Raw genomic sequence first — 17,718 nt, 5'->3', positions numbered from 1 at the left:
GGCGATTTCCGTTCTGCCTACACATATGAAGCGAGAGATAGATGTCTGAACAAGCCATCACGATGAGCGCGGTCAATAAATGGTATGGCCAGCTTCACGTACTCAAGAATGTGGATCTACACGTGAAGCAGGGCGAGCATATCGTTCTGTGCGGCCCCTCCGGTTCGGGTAAATCAACGCTTATTCGCTGTATCAATCATCTTGAAGAGATTCAGGACGGCACCATCGATGTGAATGGAACACGACTAGGCAACAAAGGGGCCAACGTCGATCATATCCGGCGCGACGTCGGCATGGTGTTTCAACAGTTCAACCTTTTCCCCCATATGACCGTACTTGAAAACTGCATGCTGGCGCCGCGCCGCGTGCATAAGGCTTCAACAGCCGAGGCCAAAGAAAAAGCCGTGCATTTTCTCAAGCGGGTGCATATCGCCGAACAGGCCAACAAATACCCAGCCCAGCTTTCCGGAGGTCAGCAGCAACGTGTGGCCATTGCTCGCGCGCTTTGCATGGGGCCAAAGATCATGTTGTTTGATGAACCCACATCAGCGCTTGATCCTGAAATGGTGAAAGAAGTCCTCGATACCATGATCTCGCTTGCGGACGACGGCATCACGATGATCTGCGTAACACATGAAATGGGTTTTGCGCGCGCCGTTGCGCACCGTGTCATCTTCATGGATCGCGGCGAGATTATCGAAAGCGCCCCTCCCACAGAGTTTTTCGGCAATCCGAAGCACGAACGCGCCAAGGCATTTCTGGGCCAGATTCTCAATCACTAACCACAAAGGGGAACCAGACGAAATAACGGGAGCTTGCCAATGCAATATAGTTTCGATATGGGGCCGGTTCTGGCGGCCTGGCCACTGCTGCTCAGCGGCGCATTACAAACCCTAAAGATATCCTCCATCTCGATGGCGCTTGGGCTGATGCTCGGCATTGTCTTCATGTTGATGCGCATGAGCTTGATACGAACCGTATCCCGGGTGGCATTTGCCTATATCGAATTGATCCGCAACACGCCGTTTCTGGTGCAGGTATTTTTCATCTTCTTCGGAATGCCATCTCTTGGCGTCACCTTGACAGCCACACAGGCGGCAATTCTCGCCATGACGCTCAATTGCGCAGCTTATGCAGCAGAAATCGTGCGCGGCGGGGTAGAGTCCATCAAGAAGGGGCAGGTAGAAGCAGGACGAGCGCTTGGTCTTCACACATTTGACGTCTATCGCTTCATCATCTTCCGACCCGCCATTCGCGCGGTTTACCCTGCGCTTTGCAGCCAGTTCATTTTGATGATGCTCAATTCCAGCCTGGTGGCTTCAGTTTCTGCGGAAGAACTCACCTATGTAGGTCAAATGATCGATTCAGAGACGTTCCGCAGCTTCGAAGTCTATTTCGCACTCGGCGTTATCTATCTCGCGCTTTCGCAGTTCTTTTCCATTGTTCTCCAACTCATTGGCAGACCTTACTTTTCATACCCGACGAAGTGAGGCAGACCGATGATACGCAGTTTCGGCTTTGCAGAATTCCTGTTCATTCTTGAAGGGGCTCGCTGGACAGTCATCCTGTCACTCCTCGCCTTCGTCTTCGGTGGTGCCTGTGGTCTCATCGTGGCCCTCGGACGCACCAGCAACAAGAAATGGCTCCGCTATTTCATGGCGACATATATCCAGATCTTTCAGGGCACACCGCTGCTAATTCAGCTTTTCTTCGTCTATTTCGGCCTGCCGTTGCTCGGCATTCGTGTCGATGTCTGGGTCGCGCTCATTATCGGTCTTTCGCTCCATACCAGTGCGTTTCTTGGTGAAATCTGGCGGGGCAGCATCGAGGCTGTATCGGCAGGACAGGATGAAGCGGCCCGCGCGCTTGGTATCGGCTATGTCCGCCGCATGTCGGATGTCGTGCTTCCCCAAGCCTTTCGCATCGGCCTGCCCGCAACGATTGGCTTTCTGGTCAATCTGATCAAAGGCACCGCCCTTGCGGCTCTGCTCGGCCTGACCGAACTCACACGCTCGGGTCAGTTGATGGCGAACATCACCTTCGAGCCACTCAAAGTCTACGGCGCTGTCGGCCTTGTGTACTTCGTGATCTGCATTCCGCTCACCTATTACAGCGCCCGGATTGAAAAGCGGATGAACGCATCCCGTTGAATAACAATAAAACAACCAGAGGTAAGAACATGTTCAATTCAAGTTTCGCTCGTTCCAAGGCTTCACTCGGCTTCGCGTTCGGTCTGCTCGCATCCGTGTGCATCGCCACGGCGGCTGGCGCCGCTACGCCCGAGGAAATCAAGGCCAAGGGCACCGTTACCATCGGTGTGCAGATGGACCAGTTTCCATGGGGCTTTATCGACGAGAACGGCAAAAATGGAGGCTATGACGTCGATGTTGCTGACCTAATCGCCAAGGAACTGGGCGTTCAGATCAAGTTCGAGCGCATTACCGGTCAGAACCGTATTCCGCTTCTCACCAATGGCATGGTCGATTTTCTCGTTCCATCCATGACCATCACGCCAGAGCGCGCCAAGGTCATTCAATTCGCCATTCCCTATTCCTCAAATGACATCACTGTCTGGGGCAAGAACGACGTTGATATCAAGGGCAATGACGACCTCGGCAAATACATCATCGGCGTCAATCGCGGCAGCGTTTTCGAGCCGGTCCTGAAAAAGGTCGCGCCCGCCAACACGCAGATCAAGCGCTTCGATGACGATGCGACCACCGTTCAGGCGCTCCTGTCGGGTCAGGTTGACGCAATTCTGGGCAGCGTGACCTATGGGTTGGTGATCGACAAGACCGGCAACAGCGGCAACTACGGTCGCAAATACAAGGTCGCAGACAATTTCCAGGCAATGGCGGTACGCAAGGGCGATCAGGAAATACTCGACTATCTGAATGATTTTGTCACGCGCCATACGGCGGACGGTTCACTCGACGGTCTCTACAAAAAGTGGATTGGTGTGGATCGCGCAAAGCTTCCAACCACCCTTGATGGAGTGGACTTCACCGGCAAGAACTAACCACAGACTGACTGGCGAGCGTCTGAACGTTCCGAGTTAGCCGAGACACCACAAAACAACATTAATGAACCGGCAGGCACCGCCTGCCGGAACGAGGAAACACGTGCCTGAACCGTGGCCTTCCAGCCCGGCCCCGCACTTAACGCATAGAATCTGATCTTGGGAGTTAGGCAAGACATGACGATAGATGGCAAACTGATCAGGGTTGGCGTCGACATTGGCGGAACCTTCACCGATGTGGCGATGGAGGTTGGTTCGACACTGCACTCAACCAAGGTTCTGACCGATTACGCGTTCCCTGAAAATGCGATTGTCAAAGCCATTCGCGAGGTTGCGGAAAAGGCCGGGATAGCGCTGAACCAGATCGATACGGTGATCCATGGCACCACTCTTGCGACAAACGCCCTGATCGAGCGTCGCGGTGCAAAAACGGCGCTCGTTACGACCAAAGGCTTTCGCGACGTGATCGAAATGCGCACCGAAAGCCGCTTCGAGCAATATGATCTCGATATTGTCCTCCCGGTCCCGTTGGTCGACCGTAGCGACCGTTTCGTCCTCGATGAGCGCACGGGAGCAAGCGGCGAAGTGCTCAAGCCTCTGGATGAGAGCGAGATGGAAGCGCTTTGCGATCGCATCATTGCGCAAGGCTATGAGAGTATCGCTGTCGGCTTCATCCACTCCTACCTCAATGGCGAACATGAGCGCCGTTTCCGTGACCGGCTGCTGGCCAGGAAGCCTGATCTTTCCGTCTCGATTTCGTCGGAAGTCTCGCCGCAGATGCGCGAATTTCAACGCTTCAATACAGTTTGCGCCAATGCCTATGTCAAACCTTTGATGGCGTCTTACCTTAATCGTCTGGTAGGCCGTCTTCACGACGAAGGGCTTGTTGCACCGGTCTTTATGATCCACTCTGGCGGCGGCATTATCAGCGTCGACAGTGCGATTGAGTTTCCCGTTCGCCTGCTTGAATCCGGACCGGCGGGCGGCGCGATTTTCGCAGCCCATATCGCAGCCAATCACAAGCTTGATCAGGTCGTGTCCTACGATATGGGCGGCACTACCGCGAAAATCTGCCTGATTGAACAGCAGACACCGAAAACGTCGAAGACCTTCGAAGTGGCGCGTACCTATCGATTCAAGAAGGGCAGCGGCATGCCGATCTCCATCCCGGTCATCGAGATGGTCGAGATTGGCGCGGGCGGCGGCTCGATTGCAACCGTCGATTCCATGCGCCAGATCCGCGTTGGTCCTCATAGCGCAGGTTCGGAACCGGGACCGGCTTGCTATGATCGGGGCGGTGTCAACCCAACCGTGACCGACGCCGATGTCATCCTTGGTCGTCTTGATCCCGACAGCTTTGCCGGCGGGTCGATGAAACTGTCGCGCTCGGCATCCGAAAGCGCCATGGATGCAGATATTGGCAGCAAGCTGGGTTCAGATATCGCAACCTCGGCTTTTGGTCTTAGCGAAGTTGTCGATGAGAACATGAGCAACGCTGCGCGTATGCATGCGGTGGAAAATGGCAAGGAGCTTTCCGAGTTCACCATGATCGCCTTTGGCGGCGCGGCCCCGGTTCATGCCGCACGGCTTTGCGAAAAGCTTGGTGTCAACGATCTGCTGATCCCGCCTGGTGCCGGTGTCGGCTCTGCAATCGGCTTCCTGCGTGCGCCTTTTGGTTTTGAATCGGTCCGCAGCGCTTATAGCCGCATCAGCCGCTTCGACGCCAATGCGATCAATACTGTGATTGCCGAGCTGATGCAGGAAGCAACCTCCTTCGTGCGCTCGGGCGCCCCCAACGCCAATCCTTCGCTCGAATGCACCGCTTATATGCGCTATGTCGGTCAGGGATGGGAAGTGCCGGTCACCATTGAAGTTCGTGATTATACGCAAGCGGATGCCTCACTTTTCAGCTCGCTTTTCGATGAATGCTACGAGCGTTTCTTCGGCCGCGTGATCGATGGGCTGGATGTTGAAATCGTCAGTTGGTCGCTACGCGCCAGCGCGGATGCAGCCGCACCAACCCCCGCCAAACCCGTGACGAAACAGTCAACTGCGACAGTATCCGGCCAGCGCAAGGTGTTCGACGTTCTCGAAGAGCGTTTCCTTGATGCCAGCGTGGTTGATCGCAGCGACATGAAGCCCGGCGACTGGATCGCGGGACCAGCCGTCATCACGGAACGCGAGACATCGACCATCGTGACCTCAAGCCGCGAAGCGATCATGCAGACCGATGGTTGCCTGTTGCTGCGCGCCAAGGCTGCCTGAAGGAGTTTACCATGTCAGTGAAACCTATTTCCGATGTCCACATGCAGATCATGTGGAACCGCCTGATCTCGGTCGTCGAAGAACAGGCCGTAACGCTCATTCGTACAGCTTTCAGCACCAGTGTGCGTGAATCCGGCGATCTCTCGGCTGGCGTGTTCAATCGCGCCGGACAGATGATCGCGCAGGCCGTGACCGGCACGCCCGGCCATGTCAATGCGATGGCGGAAGCCGTTGGCCATTTCATCAACGATATCGGACGCGAGAACATCTTCGAAGGTGATGTCTACATCACCAACGACCCGTGGAAAGGCACCGGCCACCTGCACGATTTCACGGTCGTCTCGCCAAGCTTTCGCAATGGCGCGTTGACAGGCTTCTTCGCTTGCACCGCCCATGTGGTGGATGTGGGCGGACGTGGCTTTGGTCCCGATGCCAACGAAGTTTATGAGGAAGGCATCTTTGTGCCGATCATGAAATTCGCGGAACGCGGGGTGGTCAACAAAGATCTCGTGAACATTTTGCGCAACAATGTTCGCGAAAGCCATCAGGTCGTCGGCGACGTCTATTCCCTCGCCGCCTGCAACGAAATCGGTCATCGCCGCCTGATGGACATGATGGATGAGTTCCGGCTCGACGATCTGGAAGGGCTGGCCGAATTCATTTTCAAACGCAGCTATGACGCGACGCTTGAAAAGCTGGCGGCACTGCCGCACGGCACTTATTCCAACGGGATGCGGGTTGACGGTTACGGCGACCCTATCGATATCGCGGTGCGGATCGACGTCCATGCCAATCACATACTTGCGGACTTCAACGGCACATCTGCGCCTAGCCCCAAAGGCATCAATTGTCCGCTGATTTATTCAGCTGCCTATGCCTGCTACGGCCTGAAATGCTCGATTGCGCCGGAAATCCCGAACAATCACGCATCGCTTCTTCCGTTCAAGGTGATTGCGCCGAAGGATTGCATCTTGAACGCGCAGCACCCTGCCCCCGTTTCGGTCCGTCACGTGCTCGGCCATCTGGTGCCCGATGCAGTGCTTGGCGCTGTCCATAAGATGCTGCCCGGTCGGGTACCGGCAGAAGGCTCAGGCGCACTGTGGAACCTTCATGTCAGTGCGCGTCCGCTTTCCGGCGACAAAGCGCCAAAAGATGGCGGCCAGCGCGCCGAGGTTCTTCTGTTCAACAGCGGTGGAGCCGGTGCCCGGTCCCATCTCGACGGGCTGAGCGCCACCGCTTTTCCAAGCGGTGTTCATTCGATGTCCATTGAGGCGACGGAACATGTCGGCCCGGTTATTTTCTGGCGCAAGGAATTGCGCGACGGTTCCGGGGGCGCCGGAAAATTCCGTGGCGGGCTTGGTCAGGTCGTCGAGATTGCGCCGACAGACGGGCACGAGATTTACTTCAATGCCATGTTTGATCGCATCAAACACCCGCCGCGCGGGCGTGAAGGTGGCGAGAATGGTGCGCCGGGTGCGGTGCTGCTTGATGATGGCTCGGTGCTCAATGCCAAGGGCCGTCAGCATGTCCCAGCCGGACGCAGGCTGATCCTGCAATTGCCGGGTGGCGGTGGCTATGGCGCCGCGGATGAACGATGCCCGGATGCCAAGCAGCGGGACAGAGAGTTCGATTATGTCGTGAATAGTTGAGCACCAGATCCTGTCAGAAGCCGCCTTTCGGGCGGCTTCTCCTTTTTCCGATCCACAAACAAGAGCATTCTAATGCAATATGAAAATAGAAGATCGGCGGGCATCCAGTCATCGCCGAGCATGGCTGTTTCGATGGTCGCCAAAAAGCTGCGTGCCGAGGAGCGAGACATTATTGATCTGTCGTTGGGCGAGCCGGATTTTGAACCGCCAAGCCATGTTCTCGATGCAGCCTGTGTAGCGGCCAATGCCGGCGGTGTTCGTTACGGAGCAGCAGCCGGCACCGAAGCGCTTCGCGCCGCGATTATCGCCAAGTTCAAGCGTGACAATGATCTGGATTTTTCACCGGAAGAGCTGACCGTTGCCAATGGCGCAAAACAGATTTTGTTCGATGCTTTCCTCGCGACGCTCGAACAGGGTGACGAAGTGACCATCCCCACACCTTGCTGGGTTTCTTATGGCGATATCGTTTCCTTGCACGGCGGCACGCCGGTCTATGTCGAATGTGGGCGGCAAGATGACTTCAAACTCACCGTCCAACAATTGGAAGAGGCTATAACACCACGTACCCGCTGGCTCATGCTGAACTCACCATCCAATCCGACAGGTGCGATTTACAGCGCTGCGGAATATCGTGCACTCGGGGCGGTGTTGGAAAAATACCCGCGTATTCTCATCCTTTCCGATGAGATTTACGAACATATCTTGCTGCGCGACCATCCCTTCGTTTCCTTCGGCAGCGTCTGCCCGCAATTGCGGGAACGAACTCTCATCGTCAACGGCGTCTCGAAAGCCTACGCGATGACGGGCTGGCGGGTTGGCTATGCGGCAGGTCCAAAAGCGCTCATTGCAGCGATCAACAAGATGCAGTCGCAAAGCGTCACATCCGTTTGCAGCATTGCGCAAGCGGCCGCAAAAGCCGCACTCGATGGAGACCAGAGTTTTGTACAGGAAGCGGCTAAGACGTTTCGTCGTCGCGCCGAGCTTGTCGCCACCTATCTGTCTGAAATACCCAATATTGACTTCCGCCAGCCGGACGGCGCGTTTTATGCATTCATCGGTGTCAGCAGACTGACTGGCAAAACGACCCCCACAGGCGCGACGTTAGAAAGCGACACTGAGGTCGCGGGATATCTGCTCAATGATTTTGGCGTGTCCAGCGTGCCAGGTATCGCCTTTGGCGCACCCGGCTTCATCCGCCTGTCGATTGCAGCTTCGGAAGCGGAACTGACCAAAGCCTGTGAACGCCTGAAAGAAATGGCTGCGTCACTTTAAGCGCGGCCTTTATTGCATCTTAAAAAGAAACCGCGGGTGATGACCCGCGGTTTTTCCTATTCCGTCTCTCAAGCCGCTTGTTTGCGCCTGTACTTACCGATGAGCGCTTCGAGAAGACCTTCTTCCTCTCTGGTCAGATCGCAAAGCGGAGAACGAACCTTCCCGGCATTGAAGCCCTGAAGACGCACGCCTGCCTTGATGGCTGCCACGGCATAGCCCTTTTGGCGGTTGCGAATTGCCATGAACGGATAGAAGAACTCGTTGAGAATCCGCTCGCACGTGGCGCGTTCACCCGCCCTCAGCGCACGATAGAATTCCACCGCCAGACCAGGAACGAAGTTGAAAACGGCTGAAGAATAGGTCGTGAACCCGGCGCCCAGATAGGCTTCGGCGAAGAGTTCCGCCGTCGGCATCCCGCCCAGATAGGTCAGGCGATCGCCCATCTTGGCCGTAATCTGGCGAACGAGCCCAATATCGCCCACACCATCCTTGAAACCGACAAGATTGGGGCACTCATCACACAAGCGAGCCAGCGTGTCAGCCTGAAGAACAGCATTATCACGATTATAGACCATGACGCCGATGCCAATCGACTGGCAGATGCGCTTGACATGTTCATAGAGACCCTGCTGAGGCGCATCGATCAGATAATGTGGCAGAAGCAATATGCCGTCCGCTCCAGCCCTTTCAGCTGACTTGGCAATTTCAATCGCCATTTCCGTCCCATAGCCGCAGCCCGAAACAATCGCTGTGCCGCTGTTGCCAACGGCCTCCTTTGCCGCAGACACGATGGCCGGAATTTCACTCGGGCGCAGAGAAAAGAACTCGCCGGTGCCGCCGGCGGCGAACAATACCGGTGCATCGAAGCCTGAAAGCCATTCTACATGGGCTTTATAGCTTTCCGGCGCAAACTGCCCCTCGGCATCGAAATGCGTTACCGGGAAGGAGAGCAATCCTGCTCCAAGCTTTTCCTTGATCTGCTGCGGTTCCATATGTTGACCCCTTTTTTGATGTCTGCATATGACCTAGCGCAGCCAGATATTATATGTCAACAATTTATATTATATGTTAGAGCGAACTTGCCTGAGAATGCTGCGGTATCGCATCTGGCTTGCCTTCAAATGCCGCCGCATTGCCGAACGCGCAGCCTCGTCATCACCGTTGGAAATCGCCTCGATGATCTCGGAATGTTCATCATGAATGCGCGCGATATAATCGGCAGAATTCGTATCTGACTGGGACTGTAAAGCCGCACGCGGAATAACACCGCTACCGATCATCGTCAGAAACTCGCGAAAGCGAGGATTGTTGGCCGCATCAGCAATCGCCAGATGCAATGCGAAATCCGCCTCCGCTGTCGGGAGCCCAGCTTCCAGGCAAGTGAGTACTTGCCGGTGGCAGTTGATGATAGCCTCTTCCTGCTGGGGAGAGCGACGCAGCGCCGCAAGTCCTGCAGCCTCTACTTCTACGCCTGTGCGCAGCTCGAGCAGCTCAATAACCGATGAAACCCGGTCATAATCGAGGTTGTGAAATGGCAGAGCTTCAGCGGATTGCGCCTCAAGCACAAAAACCCCGGCTCCCTGTCGGGCCTCGACGAGCCCGTCGGCACGCAGGGCGGCCACCGCCTCGCGAATAACCGTGCGGCTAACCCCATAGGCTTCGGTTAGCTTTGCTTCGCTAGGCAGTTTCATTCCCGGCTTGAACTCACCGGACTGGATCAGTTTTTTCAGCTCGCCACTGACTTTGACAACGAGATTGCCCGCAGGACGGGAAGATGTTTCATTGCTTCTTGTTGTCATCATCGCGGTCCTGCACATTGTTTTCCGTAATCCTGTGGTAGCAGGCCCGCGGAGCGCTCACAAGTCAGGTGATATGAGTTATCAGTGTTATCGTCTATTTCATTATAATTCATATGATAAGTTAAGGGCGCCTCATGAGAACGCCGATCTGCGTGAAACAGATCGGCGTTTTGGTTTCAAAAGGCAGCGTTGACTCAAGGCCAAGCCGCTCCTGGTCATTTCTTGGATTTGAATTCTTTTTGATAGACTTCGTCAGCCATCGTCCGCAATGCGCGCCCGATGGCTGCATATTCATACTCGTTGAGATTGGCGAGCGATGCGCGGCCAGCCGGTTGCTGCGTGCCAAAGCCTGTTCCCGGCAAGAGAACGATGCCGGTTTCATCAGCAATCCGGAACAACAACTCAGTCGGCGATATGTTCTTCTTCACCCAGGCTGCAAACTCGTCTCCATAGAGACGACGCGCAATGTCTTCCAGATCGAGCAAGGTGTAGTAATCGACCTCATTGCTATCAGTTTGCGGCGGCAGGCCCAGTTCGCGATAGAGTGCAGCCTCGCGATTGCGGATCAATTTCTTCAGCTCCGCCTTATAGACGTCCTTTTCATCCATCAGACCAAACAGGGAGAACAGAACCATCTGCACCTGTTGCGGTGTGGAAAGCCCAGCAGTGTGGTTGAGGGCAACCGTGCGGCTATCGGCGACAAGTCGGTCGATGAACTTCAGCTTTGAAACATTAGGCACCAGCGACGAATAGCGTTCATCCAGTTCCTTCTTGGCTGATCCCGGCAAATCCTTCAGCTTCGCCTCAAGAACATTGTCCTTCTGCATGGCGATAGCACCGAGACGCCAGCCTGTCGCACCGAAATACTTCGAGAACGAATAAACGAGCATCGTGTTATAGGGGCAAATGGCAAAGATCGATTTGAAATCGTCAGCAAATGTGCCGTAAACATCATCAGTCAGGATGATGAGGTCAGGCCGCTTTTCCTTGACGATCTTGGCGATCTGCTCCAGCCCGCGCTGATCCACTTTAACCGAAGGCGGATTGCTGGGGTTGATCAGGAAGAAGACCTTGACCGATTTGTCGAGCAGCTTGTTCAGCTCGGCCTCGGGATACTGCCAGCCCTGCTTCGGATCTGCATTGATGTGCACCTCTTTCAGCCGGTAATTATTCAGTTCCGGAATTTCGATATAAGGCGTGAAGGCGGGCATACCGATTGCAACCGTGTCGCCTTCGGCAAGAATTTTGTTCTGTTTCAAGGTGTCGAAGATATAGGTCATGGCGGCCGTTCCGCCCTCAACCGCAAACAGATCGATCTTATCGGAGCTCATATAGCCGCCGATCATTTCGCGGACGAGATAGTGCTTTACAATCTCTTCGCTGACTTTCAGCATGCGCGGCGGAACAGGATAGTTACAGCCAAGAATGCCTTCCACCATTTCGTGAAGATATTCGGATGGCGAAAGCCCCAGCTGATCGCGCACATAGGAAAGTGACCGCCCAAGAAACTGGACGCCCGGCTGATCGCTGTGGTCGGAAATAAAGCGCTGGAACCGCCCTTCGATGCCCTCAATCTTGGGAAGTCCGCCGACACCTGTTGAAAGATAGGAATAAGACAGTTCTGCTTCGGCGACGGCGAACAGGCCAAGACGCAGGAAAGCCCGGCGAGGCAAGGTGGCTAAAAAGTTCGGATTGCCGCGTCCCGCATTCAGCATGGCATGGTTTGCTTTGCTGGAGGCGAGCTCGATCAGCGCATCCTTCAGCTCAAACGGGCTCAGCTTGGCATATTTGCTATATTCATTCTTCGCCATGATCTATTCCTCAGGAAAACGCGACTACCAGTGGCCCGAGCAAGGTCAGGAACACGTTGGCAAGTGCATAGGTGATTGCGAATGGAGTGGTAGGTATGGAATTGCCGGCCTTATCCAGAATTTCACCAAAGGCAGGATTGGCGCTGCGCGAACCGGACAGAGCACCGGCAAAAACGGCTACGTTGTCATATTTAAGAACATAGCGCCCAAACAGCATGGTGATGATGAGTGGGAGAATGGTCACAACAACGCCGATCAGGAAAATCGACAGACCGCTGCTGACGATGGTTTGAACGGCCTGCAACCCCGACTGGAGACCGACGACGGCCACGAAACCGGCAAGACCGAGATCGCGCAGCAGCGTCGAAGCTGCCGTCGGCATGTTGCCAATAGCCATGTTGCGGCTGCGATACCAGCCGAACAGCAAACCTGACAGAAGGGCGCCGCCCCCGCTTCCGAGCGTCAGCGGGATGGAGCCGAACCGGATCACGGCAAGACCGATCAACAGACCGACGGCAATCCCCAAACCATGGAAGACAAAATCCGTCTTGTCGCTGACGACGATAACCGGACCAATAGAGCTGGAAACGCGCTGCAGATCCTGATCCGTTCCGTAGAGCGAAACGACATCACCAGCGGCTATCACTGTATCAGGCTTGAGCGGAAGCGGCTTATCCGCTCGCTTGACGCCAATCACATAAATGCCGTGACGAAGGTCGGTGCTCATATGTTGCTTGATGTCTGCGACCGATTTTCCAACGAATTCCGGAGCGGTGATGGTCACATCGCGGATAGCGACAATGACATCCATACCATCAGAGGATTGCAGTTCAGCACCAACTTCGCCACCCATCGTGACAACGCCGGTGCGGCGTCCAACGATCAATACGATGTCGTTGGCTTCCAGCTTTAAATCCGGGGCCACGCCGATGATCTTATTTGCGCGCTTGACGCGTTCGATCGTGATGGAATTATCGATCGAGGTTTTCGCCTCAATTTCGCTGACGGTTTTCCCGGCGGCCTGCTCGACCCGATAAATACGCCCGACGAGGTCAGGTGCAGCTTCCTGCTCATTGGGGCCCAGCAACCGGATACCGGCAAGAAGTTCCGATTCTGCCTTGATGGCATCGTCTCGTATGGTCCGTCCCATGAATTTTGGCAGCAAATTGACGCAAACGAGGATCGCGCCAAAAGACCCAAAAATATAGGTAACCGCGTAACCCACCGCGACATTGGCTTGCAATCGCTGAACTTCGTCGGCGGCCAGACCCAATTTCGATATCGCCGAGCTGGCGGTGCCAATGATGGCTGACTGTGTCAGGCCCCCTGCGGCAATACCGGCTGCAAGGCCTTTGTCCAGGCCGAACATACGCGCCAGAACAACCACCGTCACCAATCCGCTGATGGCCAGCACTGCGGCCATCGCAATTTCTCGAAGAGATTGACGCCCAAGCGACCGGAAGAATTGCGGACCGCTTTCAAAACCGACGGCGTAAATGAAAAGGGCGAAGAGCACTGCCTTCACCCCGTTGTCGATATGGACGCCGACCTGACTGATCACCACCGCGACGAGCAACGAACCGGCGACGCCGCCCAGCTGGAATTTCCCAAAATGTATTTTTCCCAGCGCGTAACCGCCAGCCAAAGATAGAAATAAGGCTATCTCCGGTGCCTGCTCAAAAACGGACTGAAGCCACTGCATACTGCCCTCCAAGTCACAATCGGACAGAAATGGAGGGTAGGGCGCGGTTGCGTTAAGGCAAGAAAAATTGCCAAGAAAAGTTAGGGTTTTATAAAATAAGTCTTCGCCATCGAGTTGCCCGATACTTTTGCTCGGATAAAAAGAAGAGTGCTTCGCAAGCTAACAAGGAGAATAAAGCACCCGACTCATGCAAAGAGGCCTTTGTGACCGGTGACGTTATAAGCGAACGGCTCTCATCACCGTTCGCGCACTTTCGCATAAGGATATAACCTTATTCATTAATCTCGGGCTCGACCAGTTTCGCGAGTTTATGAAGAGAGTCCTGCCAGCCCAGATAGCAGGCTTCTGCGGGAATAATATCCGGCACACCCTCCTGTTCAATGCTGATCTCCGTTCCGACGGAGACTCCTTTCAGCACAACCGTAACCTTCATCTCGCCCGGCAGATTCGGATCGTCGAATTTGTCTGTGTAGACGAGGCGTTCTCCGGGAACCACATCTAGATACTCACCACCAAACGAATGGCCGTGACCCGTCGTGAAATTGCGAAACGACATTTTATGGCTACCGCCAGCTTTGGCATCCAGTTCATGGACCGTGCAGAGATATCCGTAGGGCGGCAACCAGCTAGCTATTGCATCCGGCTCGACAAAGGCTCGGAAAACTTTCTCAGGCTTGGCAGCAATGACCCGATGCAGGCGAATTGTACTCGGCATGATTTCCTCCCGTTGCTGGTTTTACTGCCGCTCATTGATGACGGTATTATCGTGTCCGTCATCAGCCACGGAACCAAAATGAGTCCGTCGAACCCGGCAGATAAGCTTTCTCCGCTCGCAGCGTCGAACATCGCTCATGGGCGGTGCACAGAAGATGCGCGCCGTCAGGCGACAATATCGCATCTGATCGTTAGTTCAAAGACAGATACGGGACACGCACACGAAACCGTTCCGTTTAACTCGGAGAAGCGAGCCGACATAAATTCCTTACCCTGCTCCGCAATTGCATCCGTACTGTCGTAAATATCATTGGTGGCGATTGCTATATGCTGGACGCCCTCCCCTTAAATTCGCGAAGATACTCCTCGCTTTCATTGACCCGACCCTGTTCAGAGATAGTCTTTACGGATTTCCGAAACGGCATTTTCATGAGAGGAAAAGCCCTCATAACGGGCAAGCGTGCGGGCGTGCTTGGCGAATTCCGGATAAGCGGAAGCCGTCACGTAGCCGATGGACGAACGCTTGACGAAATCCGTCACCGAAAGCGGACCATAGGTGCGCGCCCAGCGGCTGGTTGGCAGCACAGCATTCGGGCCGAGGCCGAAATTGCCGATGACAACTGGTGTATGTGGTCCCATGAGAATTTCAGCAGCCTCCGTGATATGGCCGAGATGTGCGAAGGGATCGGTCGAAAGGAGCTCCAGATGTTCCGGCGCATAATCGTTGATGAAACGATAGCTTTCCTCGACCGACGAGGTCAGGACAATACCGCCATATTTGCCGGTCAGCACAGTCTTGGAGAAGCCGACGCGCTGTTCCGTCATACGCGCCCAATGATCCGGCAGCGCAGCAAGTGCTTCCTCAACCACACGACGGCTATGCGTAACAAGCCATGCAGATGAATCCGGACCATGTTCGGCTTCGATCAATAGGTCGAGCGCGGCCAGACCACCCTTGACCGTATCGTCGGCGAAAATCACGGCTTCGGAAGGGCCAGCTGGCAACCCCGGATCAATGACGCCGCCAAGAAGGCGCTTTGCAGCGACGACCCACGGGCTGCCTGGACCAACGATTTTGAGCGCAGGCTTTACGGTCTGCGTTCCATACGCAACCGCTGCAACGGCCTGCGCACCGCCAACCTTATAGACGGTTTCCACACCGGCCAGACGTGCGGCAACAAGCGTGGCGGCATCAACCGAGCCATCCGGGGTCGGCGGGGTAACGATGGCCAGTTCCGGCACACCGGCAACCACTGCAGGAACAGCTGTCATCATCGTGACCGATGGAAATGCGCCCTTCCCGCGCGGGATATAAAGCGCCACCGAACGGATTGGCGTGAAGCGGTCACCAGCAAATGCGCCGGGGCGCATTTCCTTCAGCCACATCGCTTCCGGCTTCTGCTCTTCGTGGAAGTGGCGGATATTATCGATGCCGAACTGTATGGCTTCGATCACGTCTTTTTCGACCTTGTCGAAGGCGGCGTCGAATTCCGCTTCTGTCGCCTTGATATTGGCTGGGTCGACTTCTGCTTTGTCGAGATCACGTGCAAACCGCACCAGTGCGGCGTCACCTTCCTTCCGAACCGCTTCAATAATCGGCTTCACTTTCTCGATAAACCCGGAAAGATCGGTTTCCGAACGTTTCAAAAGCTCTGCGCGCTTGGCGTCGTCCAGCTTTGCCAGTTCGTGAAAGGTAACATCGGACATAGTCGGCTCCTTGGTTGCTGCGGTGGGGACGCAGCCGATCATTTCGATTTAAGAAAGATGTCGAGCCCGACCAGACGGTCGAGCAGGAAGATGGCAAACGCAGCGCAGGCGATGAAAACCACGGAAATCGCTGCGAGGTCTGGGGTGATGATGGAACGGATCGAATTGTAAATCTGCACTGGCAGGGTGACGATCCGGGCGTCAACCAGAAGCAGGCTCACCAGAAACTCGTTGAGCGCCAGAATGAACATCAGCAGCGAACCGCTGATCACACCCGGCACCACCACGGGCAGGGTAACAAAGAAGAAAGTCGATATCGGCCCTGCCCCGCAATTGGCGGCAGCCAGTTCAAGATCAGCATCGAGATTGGCCGCACTTGCCGTCACCGCCCAGATCATGAATGGGAGATTGATGACGCAAGCCGCAATACCCACCGGCCAGAGCTGACCCAGAATACCAGCATTACCGAAGATCAGCATCAAACCGATACCCGACCCGATCAGCGGGATCGTGAAGGGCAACAGCAGATAGATCTGGATCGTCTTTTCAAAGCGCACCGCATATTTGGCCAGTGCGATACCGGCCAGCGTTCCGACCGGAATAGCGACGATGGTGCAGATGAAAGATACGTAGAGGGACCGCAGGAAAGCATCCCACAGGTCGCTCGTCCCGACGATCTTCTGATACCATTTCAAGGAAAACCCTTCGGGCGGGAAGGTGATCATATTGCCCGACGTGAAGGACGCTCCAAGAACCACGATGGTTGGTGCCGAAAGCATGATCAGCACGGCAATCACAAAGGTCCAGATAACAATGGACTTGGACAATGGAGCGGTCATTTTCGTGCCTTCCCCATGGCGAGTGTTCCAGCACCGAACAGGGTGAACACGATCCCGACAAGAATAGAACCGACGCCAACCAGGAGCAGCGCTAATGTCGCCCCCAACCCCTGATCGGATGTACGGAAGAACTGGTCATAGATCGCATTGGCGATGAAGTCCTGAGAGCCGCCGCCGAGGATCGCCGGAATGGCAAAATCGGTGAGCGACAGCGTCATCACCACCAGCCCCGCGCCAATCAAGCCGGGACGCGCCATGGGTAGAACAACATGCGCAAATGTTCGCACCCAGTTCGCGCCGAGTGAGCTTGCCGCCGCTTCCATCTCCTCTGGTATGGCCGTCAGCGCCGGAGCCAGCATCAGGACAGCGAATGGCAGCATATATTGCACGAGACCGAACAGCACTGCCGGATAGTTATAAAGCAGGCGCAAAGGCGTGATGCCGACGAGGCCAAGCGCTTCGTTCACCATGCCCTGATTGCCCAATATGATGAGCCAACCATAAGCGCGCACCACCTGCCCGATGAAAAACGGCAGGAAAAGCGCGATCAGCAGGAATTTACGCAAGGCCGCTGAAGGCGTTCTGACCATCAGATATGCATAGGGAAATGCCAGAATAAGCGTGAAAAGCGTAACGACGAGAGAACCCAGAAGGCTGCGCCAGGCGACTGTCGCAAAAAGGGATTCCGTCAGCGCGCGCTTGTAGTTTGCAAGCGTGTAATAATCCGACATCAGGAATGTCGACGTGTCGAGCGTACGCAGACTGGTGTCTGCTATCTGGATCAGGCCAAGCACCAGCAGGCCCACCAGCACGATGGCGGGAAGCAGCATCAGATAGGGCACAGCACGATTAAACCGCGCGGGCCATAGAAAGGCTGCGATTGCTTCCAGCGCATCCATGATACGCCAAACCACCGGATAGGCAGAGCGTGCCGCTCGCAT

The 17,718-nt window shown here is 55.3% G+C and carries 15 protein-coding genes; 7 read left to right on the top strand and 8 right to left on the bottom strand.

Annotated features, from left to right (window positions below; translation table 11 throughout):
- The first annotated feature begins 41 nt into the window (after positions 1-41).
- The 7 genes from JAU75_RS14380 (at position 42) to JAU75_RS14350 (ending at position 8,205) form a co-directional block, all read left to right on the top strand.
- Positions 42-782, top strand: coding sequence for an amino acid ABC transporter ATP-binding protein (locus tag JAU75_RS14380; protein ID WP_199057195.1), 741 nt, complete (start codon positions 42-44; stop codon positions 780-782).
- A 39-nt stretch (positions 783-821) separates the two neighbouring features.
- On the top strand, positions 822-1,490 hold the full coding sequence (locus JAU75_RS14375) for an amino acid ABC transporter permease (RefSeq protein WP_199057194.1): 669 nt from the start codon (positions 822-824) through the stop codon (positions 1,488-1,490).
- Between the two features lie 9 nt (positions 1,491-1,499).
- A complete protein-coding gene (locus tag JAU75_RS14370) occupies positions 1,500-2,150 on the top strand; it encodes an amino acid ABC transporter permease (protein WP_078337179.1) in 651 nt (216 codons plus the stop codon).
- A 29-nt stretch (positions 2,151-2,179) separates the two neighbouring features.
- Entirely contained in the window at positions 2,180-3,019 is an 840-nt protein-coding gene (locus JAU75_RS14365; RefSeq protein ID WP_199057193.1) for a transporter substrate-binding domain-containing protein, read from the top strand.
- A 177-nt stretch (positions 3,020-3,196) separates the two neighbouring features.
- Entirely contained in the window at positions 3,197-5,284 is a 2,088-nt protein-coding gene (locus JAU75_RS14360; protein ID WP_199057192.1) for a hydantoinase/oxoprolinase family protein, read from the top strand.
- 11 nt (positions 5,285-5,295) lie between these two features.
- Positions 5,296-6,933 carry a hydantoinase B/oxoprolinase family protein gene (locus tag JAU75_RS14355; RefSeq protein ID WP_199057191.1) on the top strand — a complete coding sequence of 546 codons (1,638 nt, stop codon included), beginning with the start codon at positions 5,296-5,298 and terminating at the stop codon, positions 6,931-6,933.
- 72 nt (positions 6,934-7,005) lie between these two features.
- Positions 7,006-8,205 carry a pyridoxal phosphate-dependent aminotransferase gene (locus JAU75_RS14350; protein ID WP_199057190.1) on the top strand — a complete coding sequence of 400 codons (1,200 nt, stop codon included), beginning with the start codon at positions 7,006-7,008 and terminating at the stop codon, positions 8,203-8,205.
- Positions 8,206-8,273: 68 nt separating this feature from the next.
- Here JAU75_RS14350 and kdgD read toward each other — a convergent pair whose 3' ends face one another.
- From kdgD to JAU75_RS14310, 8 genes are all read right to left on the bottom strand, one after another.
- Positions 8,274-9,197 carry a 5-dehydro-4-deoxyglucarate dehydratase gene (gene kdgD / locus JAU75_RS14345; RefSeq protein WP_199057189.1) on the bottom strand — a complete coding sequence of 308 codons (924 nt, stop codon included), beginning with the start codon at positions 9,195-9,197 and terminating at the stop codon, positions 8,274-8,276.
- A gap of 69 nt (positions 9,198-9,266) precedes the next feature.
- On the bottom strand, positions 9,267-10,022 hold the full coding sequence (locus JAU75_RS14340; protein WP_371836181.1) for a FadR/GntR family transcriptional regulator: 756 nt from the start codon (positions 10,020-10,022) through the stop codon (positions 9,267-9,269).
- Positions 10,023-10,219: 197 nt separating this feature from the next.
- The gene (locus tag JAU75_RS14335; protein WP_199057188.1) at positions 10,220-11,815 is read right to left on the bottom strand and encodes a bifunctional aspartate transaminase/aspartate 4-decarboxylase; all 1,596 of its coding nucleotides are present in this window, start codon (positions 11,813-11,815) and stop codon (positions 10,220-10,222) included.
- 10 nt (positions 11,816-11,825) lie between these two features.
- Entirely contained in the window at positions 11,826-13,517 is a 1,692-nt protein-coding gene (gene aspT, locus JAU75_RS14330) for an aspartate-alanine antiporter (protein ID WP_199057187.1), read from the bottom strand.
- 271 nt (positions 13,518-13,788) lie between these two features.
- Positions 13,789-14,232, bottom strand: a complete 444-nt coding sequence (locus JAU75_RS14325) for an SRPBCC family protein (RefSeq protein ID WP_199057186.1) — start codon at positions 14,230-14,232, stop codon at positions 13,789-13,791.
- A 389-nt stretch (positions 14,233-14,621) separates the two neighbouring features.
- Complete coding sequence (gene hisD, locus JAU75_RS14320) at positions 14,622-15,938, bottom strand: histidinol dehydrogenase (RefSeq protein WP_199057185.1); 1,317 nt, start codon at positions 15,936-15,938, stop codon at positions 14,622-14,624.
- Positions 15,939-15,976: 38 nt separating this feature from the next.
- On the bottom strand, positions 15,977-16,777 hold the full coding sequence (locus JAU75_RS14315; RefSeq protein ID WP_199057184.1) for an ABC transporter permease: 801 nt from the start codon (positions 16,775-16,777) through the stop codon (positions 15,977-15,979).
- Complete coding sequence (locus tag JAU75_RS14310) at positions 16,774-17,718, bottom strand: ABC transporter permease (protein ID WP_199057183.1); 945 nt, start codon at positions 17,716-17,718, stop codon at positions 16,774-16,776. The genes JAU75_RS14315 and JAU75_RS14310 overlap by 4 nt, the downstream gene beginning before the upstream one ends.

The sequence above is a fragment of the Ochrobactrum sp. Q0168 genome, assembly GCF_016427605.1.
Classification (GTDB): domain Bacteria; phylum Pseudomonadota; class Alphaproteobacteria; order Rhizobiales; family Rhizobiaceae; genus Brucella.
This window is presented reverse-complemented; position numbering and strand designations above follow the sequence as displayed.